Consider the following 15,968-nt stretch of genomic DNA (forward strand, 5'->3'; position numbering starts at 1 on the left):
GTCTTAAGAAGGCACATTGCTAATATAGTGGCAGCCGTGCTTTTATAGAGCGCATGCTTGGCGCCAGGGAGGCGGCCCGACGGCGCCCCTGGCCTCGCCACTCCACCCGAGAAAGGCAGTGAGATGCCCCGCACCACCGTCGACGGCACGACCGTCCACTACCGCACCGAGGGGCAGGGCCCCGGTCTGCTCCTGGTGCACGGCACCGGCGCCACCGGCGAGACCAACTACGGTCACCTGGTCAAGGAGTTCGCCGACCGGCACACCGTGATCTTTCCCGACTACGCGGGCAGCGGTGACACCGTCGACGACGGCAGCCCGCTGACGCTGGAGCAGCTCGCCGACCAGGTCCTCGGGGCCGCCGACGAGGCGACCGACGAGCCCGTCGACGTCGTGGGCTTCTCGCTCGGCGCGCTCGTCGCCGTCATGGCCGCGGCCCGGCGCCCCGAGCGGGTCCGCCGGCTCGTGCTGGTGGCCGGCTGGGCCCGCAACGACGACCTGCGCAAGCGTCTCGGGTTCACCCTCTGGCGCCGGCTGGCCGACCTCGACCCGGAGCTGTACTCGCACTACATCAGCCTGCTGCTCTTCACCCCGGGCTTCCTGGCGGACCTCGACGCGGAGACGTTCGACGCGGCCGTGGGCGGTGCCGAGGTCAACGAGGGCACGCTGCGGCAGATCGAGCTCGGCCTGGACGCCGACATCCGGGAGCTGCTGCCCGCGATCGGCGTCCCCACCCTGGTCGTCGGCTGCCGCCACGACCAGCTCGTCCCGGTCGACCATTCCCGGGAACTGCACGAGGCGATCCCCCGCAGCACCTACCTGGAGATCGAGAGCGGCCACCTGGTGCCGGCCGAGGCCCCGGACGAACTCGTCGACGCCATCCGGAACTTCCTCACCTGACACCGGCGGCGCGGACCCCGGGGCGGGCGGCCCGGCAGCGGCACCCACGGCCCGCCACTCCCGAAAGCCCCACCCCGGCCCGCCCGCGTCCCACTGCGGCGAACCCGCCCGGCCGCGACCACCCCGGCCCGTCCGCATCCCACTGCGGCGAACCCACTCGGCCGCGACCACCCCGGCCCGTCCGCATCCCGCCGCGGCGGACCCACTCGTGCCGCGACCACCCCGGCCCTCACCCGCACCCGGGCCGCGACCGCCCCGGCCCGCCCGCACCCCGCTGCGGCGGACCCCCTCAGGCCGTGAACGCCCCGGCCTCGCCCGCATCCGACCGCGGCGAACCCACCCGGGCCGCGACCACCCCGGTACGGCCCGGGCCGCGCCACCGTGCTCCGCCCGCCGCGTCCATCCGAGCTGAAGGAACAACGCCCGCCCATGGCCACGCCCCAGATCACCCCGCCCGAACTCATACCGCCGACGGACACGGCCCCCGGCCCCGCAACACCCGCCGACCCGCTCCCGGCCGGCGCCGACGCGCCGAGCACCGGCGTCCCCACCGGCGTCGACGCACCGAGCGCCGACGCACCGAGCGCCGACGCACCGAGCACCGACGCACCGAGCACCGACGCACCGAGCGCCGACGCGCCGAGGGTCGGCGGTCCGGCCGTCCGGCTGCCCTCCCTGACGGGTATGCGGTTCCCGGCGGCGCTCCTCGTCTTCCTGTTCCACGTCTCCCTGCCGGCCCACTGGCTCATGGCCGGCGACGCCAACACCACCCTCTTCGCCCGCCTCACCGAGCAGGCCGGTGGCGTCGGCGTCACCTTCTTCTTCGTCCTCAGCGGCTTCGTCCTCGCCTGGTCCGCCCGCGAGGGCGACCCGCGGACGTCGTTCTGGCGCCGCCGGTACGTCAAGATCGTGCCCAACTACGTCGTCGCCTGGGCGCTCGCGATGCTGCTGATCGCGTCCGGCACCGCCTGGTGGCGGTCGGCGGCCACCTTCTTCATGCTCCAGTCCTGGGTCCCGGACTACACGACCAACTTCGCCGTGAACTCCCCGGGCTGGTCGCTGTCCACCGAGGTCTTCTTCTACCTGTGCTTCCCGCTGCTGCACGCCGGGGTCCGGCGGATCGCCCCGCGGCGGCTGAAGTTCTGGATCGCGGGTGTCATCGCCGGGGTGTTCGCCACCCCCTGGCTGGCCACCACCTTCATTCCGGCGGGCGACGTCTACATGTCGAACGAGCCCGGCGTCTCCGGACTGCACCTCTGGTTCGCCTACGTCTTCCCGCCGTCCCGGCTGCTCGACTTCCTGCTCGGCATCCTGGTCGCCCGGGCCGTCATGCTGGGCCGCTGGCGCGACATCGGCCTCGTCTGGTCCGGCCTGCTGATGGTGGCCGGCTACGTGGTCGCCGAACTCCCCGGCGTGCCCTACCTCCTCGCCCAGCGCGCGGTCTGCCTCGTGCCGTGCGTGCTGCTGATCGCGGCCGGAGCGCTGGCCGACGCGTCGGGCCGGCCGACCCCGTTCGCGAACCGCGCGATGACCTGGCTCGGCGAAGTCTCCTTCGCCTTCTACCTGCTGCACTTCATCGTGCTCTCCGAGGCGCGGGAACTGCTCGGCGCCCGGCTGGAGTCCGGCTGGGCCGTGGCCGCGTTCGTCGTCGCCGAATGCGCCGTCTCGGTCCTGCTGTCCTGGGCGATGTACGCCTGGGTGGAAAAGCCGCTGGTCCGCCGCTGGTCCCGCTCGCGGGCCAAGGCCCCCGCCGCCGTGGCCGCCTGACCCGGCGACCACCCGATGCCGTGACCCCGCCCCCCCGCGCCCGCCCCCGCGCCCGCCGCCCGGGCGCGGTGACCGACACCCCGCACGATTCGAAGGTGCCCCCATGCCGTTCCGACTCGCCGCGCTGATCCTCGCGATCTTCTGCGTCGGCACCGCGGAGCTCTCGCCCAGCGGGATGCTGGACGACCTCTCCACCGACCTCAGCGTGAGCCTGGCCTCGGCCGGCCTGCTGGTGACCGCGTACGCGTTGACGATGGTGGTCGGTGGCCCGCTGGTCACCGCGCTCACCACCCGCGTCCCCCGCAAGCTGTTGCTGGTGGGCCTGCTGACCGCCTTCGTCCTGGGCAACGTCGTCTGCGCCCTGGCGTCGGGTTTCGGCATGCTGATGGCGGGCCGGGTGCTGACCGCGGTCGTGCACGGCACCTTCATGGCGGTGTGCGTCGTGACCGCCGGTGACATGGCCGGCGAGGGCAAGGGGGGCGCCGCCGTCGCGGCCACTCAGCTCGGGATCAACCTCGCCACCGTGCTCGGTGTCCCCATGGGCTCCTTCCTCGCCCAGCACTACGACTGGCGGGCCCCGTTCGCCCTCGTCGCGGCGCTGGCCGCGGTGGCCATCGTCCTGATCCTCGCCTGGGTCCCCGGCACGCCCGCCCCGACGGTCACGGCGGCCCATGAGGCGCGGGTGTTCCGCCGCCCGGCCGTCTGGGGCACCGTGGGCGCCACGGTCCTGTGCTCCGGCGGGATGTTCACCCTGATCACCTACATGGTGCCGCTGCTGACCGGCGTCGGCCACCTGCCGCGGCACTGGGTCCCGGCCGTGCTCCTCGCCTACGGGGTGGGCTCCATCGTGGGCAATCTGCTCGGCGGGCGGTACGCGGACCGCGGAGTCGACCGGGCGGTGGGGCGGATCTCCTGGATCCTGGTGGCCGCCTGCCTGCTCTGCTGGCTCCTCGCGCCCCACGCGGCGGGCGGTGCCCTCGCCCTCGTGGTGTTCTCGCTCGCCACCTTCGCCCTGATCCCCGGACTCCAGACCAAGGTGCTCGCCGAGGCGGCCGACGCGCCGACGCTGTCGCTCACCGCCAACATGTCCGCCTTCGGGCTGGGTGCCGCACTCGGGTCGTGGATCGGTGGTCTGCTCACCGACTCCGGCCTCGGCACCCGTGGCGTGCCCCTCGGGGCGGCCGCGCTCACCGCCTCGGGCGCGCTGCTCGTGCTCGCCCTGCGCCGCGCGGCCCGCCGTGCCCCGGCCGTCCTTCCCGCGAACGACCGCCCGCTCGCCGTCTCCACCGCCGAGAAATGAGTTGCCGTGACCGCACCACTGCACGCCCCGCCCGGCCCCCGTCCCGGCCGTGCCCCCCTTGAGGACCCGGTCAGACGCCCGGCACCCCTGCCGTCGCTGACGGGCCTGCGCTTCATCGCCGCCGTCCTGGTCTTCTTCTTCCACTCCTCCTTCTTCGAGCCGCTGACGAACCCCTTCGCGGACCGCGGTTTGGCCGAGGGATTCCAGTGGCTGTTCAGCAAGGCGGGCTGGATGGGGGTCTCCTTCTTCTTCGTGCTGAGCGGCTTCGTCCTGACCTGGTCGAGCCGACGGGACGACACGGTCACCGGGTTCTGGCGCCGCCGGCTCCTCAAGATCTTCCCCAACCACATCGCCATGTGGGCCCTGGCGATGCTGCTCTTCGCCGGGGCGGCGACCCCGCTCACCGCGTGGCTGCCGAACCTGTTCCTGGTCCACTCCTGGTTCCCGCAGCACGACATCTACATCAGCGTCAACGCACCGAGCTGGTCGCTCTGCAGCGAGCTGCTGTTCTACCTGCTCTTCCCGTTCCTCATCGGGCCGGTGCGGCGCATCCGGACGGAGCGGCTGTGGGGGTGGGCCGCTGCCATGGTGGCCGGCATGGTCGCCCTGGAGTTCGCCGTCGACCTGCTGGTGCCGGCCCAGCCGCGCACCCCCGAGGGATTCCCCATCTCCTCGCTCCAGTTCTGGCTCGGCTACAACTTCCCCCCGGGCCGCCTCTTCGAGTTCGTCCTCGGCATGCTGCTGGCCCGGCTGGTGCTGGCGGGCCGGTTCCCGCGCGTTCCCCTCGCCGGCGCGCTCGCGCTGGCCGTGGGCGGCTACGCGCTGGCGCTGAACGTGCCGTTCCTGTACGGGTTCACCGTGGCCACCATCGTCCCGGTCGGTGTGCTGGTGTGCGCGGTGGCGACGGCCGACATCCGCGGCGAGCGCACCCTGCTGAGCGGCCGCGTGATGCGGTGGCTGGGGGAGGTGTCCTTCGGCTTCTACCTCGCCCAGTACGTCGTCCTCTACTACGGCCGCACCTACGTGCTGCACGACCGGACCTACGGGCTGGTCGGCGGCGTGCTCGAACTGCTCGTCCTGCTGCTCGTCACGCTGGCGCTGGGCTGGCTGCTGATGGTGTGCGTCGAACGTCCCGTCATGCGCCGCTGGGCCCGGCCCCGCGGGAGGCGCCGGCCCCTGGAGCCGAACGCAGTTCCCGCAGACCACGGGAGAGCGCCATGAGGCCGGCCAGGTCGCTCTCGTAGTCGGCGTCGTGGCCGGCCCCCGGCGCCAGGAAGGCCGGTGTGGCCGGCGCCGCGGTACCGGCACGGTCCGCCTCACCGCGCAGTCGCAGGGCCCGGTCCACCAGCCGCACGAGGTCCGGCCCGGCGTTCTCCCCGGCCGCCCCGTGCGACTCCGCCTCCTCGGAGGCGAGGTGCAGATAGGGGCTGAGCCGGGTGAGGCCGTCCCGGCACTCCACGTATCTGCGGTACACGGCCGAGGTGTAGTCCAGCGGCGGCAGCCACCGGCGGCCCCGGGGCTGGTCCAGGACCAGCTCGGGATAGAAGGCGACGAGCCGCTGCCACAGCTCGGCCAGCTCGCGGAACCGGCTCCGGTGGACGGCGCGCTCCCGCAGGAACTGGGCGGCGCTCGCGAAGCACGGGATGCTCAGCCCGGCGCACACCGCGATGGTGGCCACCTGGCCGAGGAGGAAGATGTCGGTATAGGTGAAGTGGTGCCCGTACCCGCGGCAGGCACGGCAGTTGACCCACAGGATCCGCAGGACGCAGCTGAGGGAGAGCGCGAGCAGGCCGACGGAGACGATGCTCAGGGACACCTGCCGCATCAGCCGGCCGCGCCGGGCGTGCCACGCGGCGAGCACCCCGCACGCGGCGTAGCCGAAGACCAGATAGACACCGCCGATGTCGTAGAAGGCGCGCACCCGCCAGTCGTCCAGGTACGGCAGCGTGAAGGTGTGGTCGCGCAGGCGCGGCGGCATCAGCGCGGTCACGAGGACCATCGCCGTGAAGCAGGACAGGCACATCACCACCTCCGGCCTCGTCCACAGCGTCCGGCGCTGCAGCGGGCGCTCGCGCAGGAAGCCGACCATGAGGCACAGCCCGGTGAAGAACGCCAGGTTGTACGCGAGCTTCGTGGCTCCGGTGAAGAGCAGGCCGTCCAGGAGTGCCGTGTCCCACAGCTGGCTCAGCACGTTCCCGGTGCCCAGCAGGAGGAGCGACAGGCACAGGTGCAGCCGCAGGGGCGCCCGGAAGCGCTGCCGGATCAGCGGCGGAAGCGTCCACGCCGTGCCCCCGAGCAGCGTGACGACCGCCAGCACGTTCACGAACTTCACATCAGCCAGCCACCAACGCACGGTCACGGTACGGCGACCGGAACATCACGGTGGGTGACGACGTCGAAGCGCCTCACTGATCCGAACACGCGTCCCCCTGTTCGCAGAACCCATTACGAGGCCACATCACGACGCGTCTTCGAGCCCATGCCGACCACCGAGCAACCTACGGCGGCCCCACGGCGGACGGCAAACCAGCCCGTGGGCCGTCCCGTGGCGCGTGGGCGGGGCGCGGGCGGGTGCGCAAGGATGGAGGCATGCCCAATCGACTCGCCCGAGCCACGTCCCCGTACCTCCTCCAGCACGCGGACAACCCCGTCGACTGGTGGCCGTGGGAGGCGGACGCGTTCGAAGAAGCCCGCCGACGCGATGTCCCCGTCTTCCTGAGCGTGGGCTACAGCGCCTGCCACTGGTGTCACGTCATGGCCCACGAGTCCTTCGAGGACCAGGAGACCGCCGACTACCTCAACGCGCACTACGTGAGCGTGAAGGTCGACCGCGAGGAGCGGCCCGACGTCGACGCCGTCTACATGGAGGCCGTGCAGGCGGCGACCGGGCAGGGCGGCTGGCCCATGACCGTCTTCCTCACCCCCGACGGCGAACCCTTCTACTTCGGCACGTACTTCCCGCCCGCCCCCCGCCAGGGCATGCCGTCCTTCCGGCAGGTGCTCCAGGGCGTGCACCAGGCCTGGGCGGAGCGGCGGGAGGAGGTCACCGAGGTCGCCGGGAAGATCGTCCGCGACCTGGCGGGCCGCGAGATCTCCTACGGCGACGCGCAGACCCCCGGCGAGCAGGAACTCGCGCAGGCGCTGCTCGGGCTGACCCGGGAGTACGACCCGCAGCGCGGCGGGTTCGGCGGGGCGCCGAAGTTCCCGCCGTCCATGGTGCTGGAGTTCCTGCTGCGCCACCACGCCCGCACCGGCGCCGAGGGCGCCCTGCAGATGGCGGGCGACACCTGCGAGCGCATGGCCCGCGGCGGCATCTACGACCAGCTCGGCGGCGGCTTCGCCCGCTACTCCGTCGACCGCGACTGGGTCGTGCCGCACTTCGAGAAGATGCTGTACGACAACGCCCTGCTGTGCCGGGTCTACGCCCACCTCTGGCGCGCAACCGGCTCGGAACTGGCCCGCCGCGTCGCCCTGGAGACGGCCGACTTCATGGTGCGCGAGCTGCGGACGAACGAGGGCGGGTTCGCCTCCGCGCTCGACGCCGACAGCGACGACGGCACCGGCAAGCACGTCGAGGGCGCCTACTACGTGTGGACGCCGGAGCAGCTGCGCGAGGCGCTCGGCGAGCAGGACGGCGAACTCGCCGCCCGGTACTTCGGCGTGACCGAGGAGGGCACCTTCGAGCACGGGCAGTCCGTCCTCCAACTGCCGCAGCGGGACGAGCTGTTCGACGCCGAGAAGGTCGCCTCGATCCGGGAGCGCCTGCTCGCGAAGCGGGCGGAGCGGCCCGCGCCCGGCCGGGACGACAAGGTCGTCGCCGCCTGGAACGGGCTCGCGATCGCCGCGCTGGCCGAGACCGGTGCCTACTTCGACCGGCCCGATCTCGTGGAGGCCGCCCTCGCCGCCGCCGACCTCCTGGTCCGGCTGCACCTGGACGAGCAGGCCCGCCTCACCCGCACCAGCAAGGACGGGCACGCGGGTGCCAACGCGGGTGTCCTGGAGGACTACGCCGACGTGGCGGAGGGCTTCCTCGCGCTCGCCTCGGTCACCGGCGAGGGCGTCTGGCTGGAGTTCGCCGGGTTCCTGCTCGACCACGTCCTGGCCCGGTTCACCGACCCGGAGTCGGGCGTGATGTTCGACACCGCGGCGGACGCCGAGCGGCTGATCCGCCGCCCGCAGGACCCGACCGACAACGCCGCCCCCTCGGGCTGGACCGCGGCGGCCGGCGCCCTGCTGAGCTACGCGGCGCACACCGGCTCCGCGTCCCACCGCACGGCCGCCGAGAAGGCCCTCGGCGTCGTCAAGGCGCTAGGGCCGCGCGTGCCCCGCTTCATCGGCTGGGGGCTCGCCGTCGCCGAGGCCGTGCTGGACGGGCCGCGCGAGGTCGCGATCGTCGGGCCGTCCCTCGGTCACGAGGGCACGAGGGCCCTGCACCGCACGGCGCTCCTGGGCACGGCGCCGGGCGCGGTCGTCGCCGTCGGCGCCCCGGAGAGCGACGAGTTCCCGCTGCTCGCGGACCGTCCGCTGGTCGGCGGTGAACCGGCGGCGTACGTCTGCCGTAACTTCACATGCGACGCCCCGACGACCGAAGTCGACCGGTTGCGTGCGGTCTTGAGCAACTGACGACGCGAATCAACGGAAACACGCTCTTTATCGGAACAGCCCCCAGACTTCACAGTTCCCCCTTAATCTCTGCACAGTGCGCGACGGATGGGACGGTCGCGACAGGGGGTTCTTGGATCTGGGGGGATCTGTTTGCTGACGTCTGTCTTCATCGCTGCCGTTTCACTGGCCCTGTTCTGGATGGCGGCGTTCACCCTGTGGTGGCAGATGCACGCCTGGCGCACGCCGGAAGTGCTCGCCTCCACCCGGTTCAGCAGTCCGGACGGGAACGAGCACGTCTCCTTCTCGCTGCTGCTGCCCGCCCGGCACGAACAGGCGGTGCTGGACCACACGATCCAGCGCCTGCTGGAGTCGAGCCACACCGACTTCGAGATCATCGTGATCGTCGGGCACGACGACCCGGAGACCACCGCGGTGGCCGAGGCGGCCGCCGCGCGTGACCGGCGGGTCCGGGTCGTCGTCGACACGCACGAGAAGAAGAACAAGCCGAAGGCCATGAACACGGCCCTGCCGCACTGCCGCGGTGACGTCGTCGGCGTGTTCGACGCGGAGGACCAGGTCCACCCCGAGCTGCTCGCGCACGTCGACCACGCCTTCCGTACCACCGGCGCCGACGTCGTCCAGGGCGGGGTGCAGCTGATCAACTTCCACTCCAGCTGGTACAGCCTGCGCAACTGCCTGGAGTACTTCTTCTGGTTCCGCTCGCGGCTCCACCTGCACGCGCAGAAAGGTTTCATTCCGCTGGGCGGCAACACCGTCTTCGTCCGCACCGGCGTCCTGCGGGAAGCCGGCGGCTGGGACCCGAACTGCCTCGCCGAGGACTGCGACCTGGGCGTGCGCCTGTCCAGCGTCGGCAAGAAGGTCGTCGTCGCCTACGACTCCGACATGGTGACCCGGGAGGAGACCCCCGGCTCGCTGATGTCCCTGCTGAAGCAGCGCACCCGCTGGAACCAGGGGTTCCTCCAGGTGTACCGGAAGAAGGACTGGAAGCAACTGCCCACCCTCGGGCAGCGCCTCCTCGCCCGCTACACCCTGATGACGCCGTTCATGCAGGCCTTCACCGGCCTGATCATCCCGCTCAACGTGGCGATCGCGCTCTTCCTGGACGTGCCCGTCGGCATCGCCTTCATCACCTTCCTGCCGGCCGTCACCGCCCTGGTCACCTTCGTCTTCGAGATCGTCGGACTGCACGACTTCGGCAAGCAGTACGGCCTGCGCGTCCGCTTCGCGCACTACCTGAAGCTGATCCTGGGCGGCCCCTTCTACCAGGTCCTGCTCGCCGGGGCGGCCGTCCGTGCCGTCTGGCGCGAGCAGCGCGGCCGCAACGACTGGGAGCTGACCACGCACGTCGGCGCGCACCTCACCCGGGCCGAAGCGAGCCGTGAGACCCGAGAGGACGTTCCCGCGTGACCTCCACCCTTCCCGCGGCGACCACACCGAAGATCCCCGCGCAGCGCGGGCCCGCGCCCCGCACCGGTGCGCACCGACGCGTCGAGCCGCCCAGCCGGCTGCGCTCCTCCCGCTCCGACCTGCTCCTGTGCGGTGTCCTCCTCGTGGCGATCCTCGTCGTGCAGGGCTGGAACATCGCCGACTACCCGGCGCTCAGCGACGACGAGGGCACCTACCTCGCCCAGGCCTGGTCGGTCCAGCAGGGCAACGGCCTCGCCCACTACACCTACTGGTACGACCACCCGCCGCTGGGCTGGATCCAGATCGCCGTACTGACCTGGATCCCGGCGCTGATCAGCCCCGAGTCGATGACCGTGAGCACCATGCGCGCCGCGATGCTGGTGATCAGCGGCATCAGCGCGGTCCTCGTCTACGTCCTGGGCCGGCGTCTCGCCCTGCCCCGCTGGGCCGCCGCGCTCGGCATGGTCTTCTTCGGCCTCTCGCCGCTCGCGGTCGTCCTCCAGCGGGAGATCTTCCTCGACAACCTCGCGGTGATGTGGACGCTGCTGGCCTTCACGCTGGCCGCGTCCCCGAGCCGCCACCTCTGGCACCACTTCGGCGCGGGCATCGCGGCCGCCACGGCCGTCCTCACCAAGGAGACGATGCTCGTCGTCCTGCCCGCCCTGTTCCTCACCATGTGGCGGCACAGCCACAAGGACACCCGCAAGTTCGCCCTCACCGGCGCCGTCACGGCCTGCGCCCTGATCGGCTTCTCCTACCCGCTGTTCGCCCTGCTCAAGGGGGAGCTGCTGCCGGGCAGCGGGCACGTCTCCCTCTGGGACGGCGTCAAGTACCAGATGACCCGGCCCGGTTCGGGCTTCATCCTGGACCAGGGCTCCGGCTCCTGGGGCGTGCTCCAGTCGTGGCTGTACTACGACAAGATCCTGCCCCTCGGCGGCCTCGCGGGCGCCCTGCTGCTGCTCGCCACCTGGCGCTGGTCGGTCACCGCCCGCGCCCTGGCCGGACCCGCCCTGGCCGTCGCGATCCTCGCCGCGCTGGCGCTGCGCCCGAACGGCTACCTGCCCGCGATGTACGTCATCCAGGCCCTGCCGTTCCTCGCGCTGGTCCTCGCCGGAGGAACCGCCTCCGTCGCCCACGCGGTGCTGAGCCGCTGGCGCTCCGAGGCGGAGAAACGGTACGTCAGCGTGGGCCGGTACGCGCTCGCCACGGTCCTCGCCCTGGCCGCCGGCGCCTACGTCGTCCCGCACTGGTACGACGGCGCCCGCACGGCCGTCACCACCGACGCCAACGCCCCCTACAAGGCCGCCTCCAAGTGGCTCGCCACCGAGGTCGAGGACCCGGAGCGCACCCGCGTGCTGGTCGACGACGCCCTCTGGCTCGACCTGGTGCACCAGGGCTACGAGCCCGGACTCGGCGTCATCTGGTTCTACAAGGCCGACCTGGACCCGGCGGTGACGAAGACGATGCCGCGCGGCTGGAAGGACCTGGACTACGTCGTCGCCTCCCCGACCGTGCGGCGGGACGCGGCCGACCTGCCCAACGTCAAGGCCGCCATGGAGCACTCGGAACCGGTCGCCACCTTCGGCACCGGCCCGGACCGCATCGAGATCCGCCAGATACAGACGTCCGCCGGAGGCGCGCGATGAGCCAGGAGTCCACCGTCCCCGGCGAGGTCGTCGAGACCGCCGAGATCCCCGAACCGGGCGCCGTCACCATCGTCGTACCGACGTTCAACGAGTCGGCGAACGTGCGGCAGCTGCTGCGCCAGATCACCGAGGCCGTCCCCGCCCGGGTGCCCTGCGAGGTGCTCTTCGTGGACGACTCCACCGACGACACGCCCGAGGTCATCGAGAAGGCGGCGCAGGACTGCCCGTTCCCGGTGACCGTGCTGCACCGCGAGGAGCCGGTGGGCGGGCTCGGGGGCGCGGTCGTCGAGGGGCTGAAGGCGGCCACGTCCGACTGGATCGTCGTCATGGACGGCGACTGCCAGCACCCGCCGTCCCTGGTGCCCGACCTGGTCGCCACCGGCGAACGGGCCAACGCCGGGCTGGTCGTCGCCTCCCGGTACATCAAGGGCGGCAGCCGGGCCGGGCTCGCGGGCAGCTACCGGGTGGCCGTCTCCCGCGGGGCGACCTGGCTGACCAAGGCACTCTTCCCGCGCCGGCTGCACGGCATCAGCGACCCGATGAGCGGCTTCTTCGCGATCCGCCGCAGCGCGGTCACGGCCGAGGTGCTCCAGCCGCTCGGCTACAAGATCCTCCTCGAACTGGCCGTCCGCAGCCGCCCGCGCACGGTCACCGAGGTGCCGTTCGTCTTCCAGGACCGTTTCGCGGGGGAGTCCAAGTCGACCGCGCAGGAGGGCCTGCGCTTCCTGCGGCACCTGGCCGGGCTGCGGGCCGCCTCGCCGGTCGCGCGGATGATCGGCTTCGGTCTGATCGGGCTGACCGGCTTCGTCCCGAACCTGCTCGGCCTGTGGGCGCTGACGGCCGTCGGCATGCACTACGTGCCGGCGGAGATCCTCGCCAACCAGCTCGGCGTCGCCTGGAACTTCGTGCTCATCGAGCACCTGCTGTTCCGCGAGCGGCGCCGGCACCGGCGCTGGTGGGACCGGGCCGGGCGGTTCGCGCTGCTCGCCAACGCCGATCTGGTGCTGCGCATCCCGCTGATCGCCGTGTTCGTGCACCAGCTGCACCTGGGCGTGCTGTCCGCCACCGCGCTCGCGCTGGTGACGACGTTCGTCCTGCGCTTCGTGGCGACCGAAGCGCTGGTCTACCTGCCGCGCCGGGCCGGTGAGAAGCCCGAGCGCGACGGCCGCACCGCGAGGAGAGCCGTGTGAACAAGTACCGGAGAAGAACCGCACTCGTCGGCGTGGGCGCGCTCACGGCCGGCCTCCTGCTGACCGCACCCCAGTCCGCCTCCGCCGCCAACCTCATCAAGAACCCCGGCTTCGAGACCGCGGGCACCGGCGACATGCCGTACTGCTGGGAGAAGTCCGGCTGGGGCGACAACGACTTCACCTTCACCACCACGGCCGACGCGCACTCCGGCGCCAAGGCCATGAAGGTCGAGCTGACCCGCCGCGTCGAGGGCGACCGCAAGGCGCTGATCACCGAGTCCGCCGACTGCGCGCCGGTGGTGACGCCGGGCAAGCAGTACGACCTGGGCCTCTGGTACAAGACGACGACCCCCGACGCGGCGATCACGCTGTTCCGGCACGACACCACGGCCGGCTGGCAGTACTGGACCGACCTCAAGACACTGGACCTGGCGGGCGACTGGACCGAGGCGACGGTCCGCACCCCCGAGGTCCCGGCCGGCACCGACCGCATCTCCTGGGGCGTCTCCGTCTACGGCACCGGCTCCGCCACCACCGACGACTACACGATGGACCAGGTCCCCGACCCGGTCCTGCCGCCGCGGTGCACGGGCACGGCCGAGCAGTGCGCGAACGGCAAGTGGGACGTCCTCCCCACGCAGAACCCGGTCCGCTCCATGCACTCGGTCGTCCTGCACAACGGCAAGGTGCTGCTGATCGCGGGCTCCGGCAACGACGAGTCGATGTTCGAGGCGGGCACCTTCACCTCGGCCGTCTACGACCCGGCGGACGGCTCCTACAAGGTCATCCCCACGCCCAAGGACATGTTCTGCGCCGGCCACGTCCAGCTCCAGGACGGCCGGGTGCTGGTGATGAGCGGCAACAAGGGCTACCCCTCCGCCGACGGCCGGATCGGCTACCAGGGCTACAAGGACTCGTACGTCTTCGACCCGGAGACCGAGACCTACACCAGGACCAACGACATGAACGACGGCCACTGGTACCCGTCGGCCACGATCCTCGGCAACGGCGACGTCATCTCCTTCGGCGGCCTGCGCGAGGACTCCACCGGCTCGGTCACCGCCGAGCTGTTCTCCCAGGCCGAGCAGCAGTGGCAGCCGCTGTGGAAGGTCAACCAGACCTGGTCGTACTGGGGCCTGTACCCGTCGATGATCCTCATGCAGGACGGCCGCCTCTTCTACTCGGGCAGCCACGTCTTCGGCAACAACATCCCCGGCACGGGTTCGGCGATCTACGACTACGCCGCCAACACCACCACCCAGGTGCCCGGCCTGCGGAACAAGGACGAGCGCGACCAGTCGGCCAGCGTGCTGCTGCCCCCGGCGCAGGACCAGAAGGTCCTCACCCTCGGCGGCGGCAACATCGACTCCAACCCGGAGGCGAACCGCCTGACCGACATCATCGACCTCAAGCAGCCCAACCCCTCCTACGTGGCCGGACCGCCGATCCCGCAGGGCACGGTCGACCTCGGCAACGGGCCCGTCCCGCAGACCGGGAACCAGGGCAAGATGTACGTCTCCGCCGTGCTCCTGCCCGACGGCAAGGTCCTGGAGACGGGCGGCGCCCTGCACAACCGCGCCAACCCGGTCTACGAGACGTCGATCTTCGACCCCGAGTCGGAGACGTTCGACCCGGTGGCCGTCGACCCCGAGGCCCGCGGCTACCACTCCTCGGCGTTCCTGCTGCCCGACGGCCGGGTGATGACGACCGGCGACAACCCGGGCAACGGCTCCTGGAACCACGACGTGTCGGTCTACAGCCCGCCCTACCTGTTCAAGGGCCCCCGCCCGACGATCACCTCGCTGATCGACACCGAGTGGAATTACGGCGACACGCAGCGGATCACCGTCGACCGGCCCATCGCCAAGGCCGAGCTGATCCGCCCGGCCGCCGTCACGCACTCCTCCGACCCGAACCAGCGGTTCGTGGACCTGCCGCTGTCGGTCGACGGCAACAACGTCGACCTCAACGTCACGAGCAACCCCAACCTGGCGCCGCCCGGCTGGTACATGCTCTTCGCGGTCGACGCCAACGGGGTGCCGTCGGTGGCCAAGTGGGTGCACCTCCAGGGCCCGCAGGCCCTCAAGGCGACGGACGCCTCGGCCCACGTCCACGACTTCGCGGACGAGCCCACGGGCAAGGTGGTCAAGCCCGGCAAGAAGCGGGCGTCGCAGAAGGTCAGCCCGACCATCTCCGGCTGCGACCGCCACTACGGCTCGATCAACGTCTGCGTGCCGACGGACTTCCCCGCGGAGGTGAAGAACACGACGGCGGCCCGCTGCGAGTGGCTCAAGGCGAACGACTACGGCCGCCTGAAGGTCAACGGCAGGGACGACCCGCTGGGCCTGGACCGGAACGGGGACGGGATCGCCTGCGGGAAGGGTGATGTGGGGAAGGGTCAGCGCTGACCGCGTGACTCCGCCAGGGCGCGCTCCACGATCGCCTCCAACTGCTCGTGGTGCGCGCCCTTCCAGTACGCCCGGCCGCATGCCGTGCACTGCGCGAACACGTCGTACGTGGCGTGCGTGCCGTGTTTGAGCTGGTCGGCGACCTCGTCCTTGGTCGCCTCGCGCAGCAGCCCGTTGCAGGCGGTGCAGCGCGTCCAGGGCAGCAGCTCGGGCCGGAAGCGGTCCAGTACGTCCCGGAGCTGCTCCTCGGGGCGGGTGCTGTAGACGAACGCCCCCGCCCACAGCTCACGGCGCCGCAGCAGGCCCCGGTCGCGGCTCAGCATGACCCGCTGCTCGGCCGCCGAACGCGCCGCGAGGGCCGGGTCGCCGATGTCGGTCGACTCGTACGCCGTGTCCACGCCGAGCAGGCGCAGCCGGCGGGCGAGCGTGCCGAGGTGGACGTCGAGGAGGAAGCGGAGGGGAGCGCCGGGCACCTGCTGCGGGCGGGTGACGGTCCGTACCGTCACCGCCTCCCCGGCCGCCGGGACGTGCGAGACCGGTACCTCCCGGCCGTCCACGAGCAGCGTGCCCACCTCGGTCAGCGGCACGCCGAGGGACTCGATGACATGGCCGAGGCTGGAGACGCCGTCGGTGGCGGCCCGCACGGTGCCGTTCCTGCGGGCCGGGGGGACGAAGACGTGCAGCTCGGGCGCGAAGTCGACGTGGATCTCGGGACCGTTCACCC

At 71.8% G+C, this 15,968-nt stretch carries 11 protein-coding genes; 9 read left to right on the forward strand and 2 right to left on the reverse strand.

Features of this window, described 5'->3' with window-relative positions; all coding sequences use genetic code 11:
• Window positions 1–123: 123 nt before the first annotated feature.
• From C1703_RS25200 to C1703_RS25215, 4 genes are all read left to right on the forward strand, one after another.
• Window positions 124–900, forward strand: a complete 777-nt coding sequence (locus tag C1703_RS25200; RefSeq protein ID WP_114254988.1) for an alpha/beta hydrolase — start codon at window positions 124–126, stop codon at window positions 898–900.
• 429 nt (window positions 901–1,329) lie between these two features.
• On the forward strand, window positions 1,330–2,667 hold the full coding sequence (locus C1703_RS25205) for an acyltransferase (RefSeq protein ID WP_269803214.1): 1,338 nt from the start codon (window positions 1,330–1,332) through the stop codon (window positions 2,665–2,667).
• 103 nt (window positions 2,668–2,770) lie between these two features.
• The gene (locus tag C1703_RS25210) at window positions 2,771–3,967 is read left to right on the forward strand and encodes an MFS transporter (protein ID WP_114254989.1); all 1,197 of its coding nucleotides are present in this window, start codon (window positions 2,771–2,773) and stop codon (window positions 3,965–3,967) included.
• Between the two features lie 6 nt (window positions 3,968–3,973).
• Complete coding sequence (locus C1703_RS25215; protein ID WP_232840589.1) at window positions 3,974–5,188, forward strand: acyltransferase; 1,215 nt, start codon at window positions 3,974–3,976, stop codon at window positions 5,186–5,188.
• On the opposite strand, the gene C1703_RS25220 is transcribed toward C1703_RS25215, so the two are convergent.
• Window positions 5,103–6,320 carry an MAB_1171c family putative transporter gene (locus tag C1703_RS25220; protein WP_232840590.1) on the reverse strand — a complete coding sequence of 406 codons (1,218 nt, stop codon included), beginning with the start codon at window positions 6,318–6,320 and terminating at the stop codon, window positions 5,103–5,105. The two genes, C1703_RS25215 and C1703_RS25220, sit on opposite strands and share 86 nt — an antisense overlap.
• A gap of 236 nt (window positions 6,321–6,556) precedes the next feature.
• Here C1703_RS25220 and C1703_RS25225 point away from each other — a divergent pair, with 236 nt between their 5' ends.
• The 5 genes from C1703_RS25225 to C1703_RS25245 all read left to right on the forward strand — a co-directional run bounded on the left by C1703_RS25225 (window position 6,557) and on the right by C1703_RS25245 (window position 15,244).
• On the forward strand, window positions 6,557–8,590 hold the full coding sequence (locus C1703_RS25225; protein ID WP_198678268.1) for a thioredoxin domain-containing protein: 2,034 nt from the start codon (window positions 6,557–6,559) through the stop codon (window positions 8,588–8,590).
• 132 nt (window positions 8,591–8,722) lie between these two features.
• Entirely contained in the window at window positions 8,723–10,000 is a 1,278-nt protein-coding gene (locus C1703_RS25230; protein ID WP_114254992.1) for a glycosyltransferase, read from the forward strand.
• Complete coding sequence (locus C1703_RS25235; RefSeq protein ID WP_114254993.1) at window positions 9,997–11,646, forward strand: phospholipid carrier-dependent glycosyltransferase; 1,650 nt, start codon at window positions 9,997–9,999, stop codon at window positions 11,644–11,646. The genes C1703_RS25230 and C1703_RS25235 overlap by 4 nt, the downstream gene beginning before the upstream one ends.
• The gene (locus C1703_RS25240; RefSeq protein ID WP_114254994.1) at window positions 11,643–12,836 is read left to right on the forward strand and encodes a glycosyltransferase family 2 protein; all 1,194 of its coding nucleotides are present in this window, start codon (window positions 11,643–11,645) and stop codon (window positions 12,834–12,836) included. Before C1703_RS25235 ends, C1703_RS25240 begins: the two co-directional genes overlap by 4 nt.
• Window positions 12,833–15,244, forward strand: a complete 2,412-nt coding sequence (locus tag C1703_RS25245; RefSeq protein ID WP_114254995.1) for a galactose oxidase-like domain-containing protein — start codon at window positions 12,833–12,835, stop codon at window positions 15,242–15,244. The genes C1703_RS25240 and C1703_RS25245 overlap by 4 nt, the downstream gene beginning before the upstream one ends.
• Here C1703_RS25245 and C1703_RS25250 read toward each other — a convergent pair.
• Window positions 15,235–15,966 (reverse strand): Mut7-C RNAse domain-containing protein, encoded by a 732-nt coding sequence (locus tag C1703_RS25250; RefSeq protein ID WP_114254996.1) that lies wholly within the window; start codon window positions 15,964–15,966, stop codon window positions 15,235–15,237. The two genes, C1703_RS25245 and C1703_RS25250, sit on opposite strands and share 10 nt — an antisense overlap.
• Between the last annotated feature and the right edge of the window lie 2 nt (window positions 15,967–15,968).

Origin of the sequence: Streptomyces sp. Go-475 (genome assembly GCF_003330845.1) — a bacterium.
Taxonomy (GTDB): domain Bacteria; phylum Actinomycetota; class Actinomycetes; order Streptomycetales; family Streptomycetaceae; genus Streptomyces.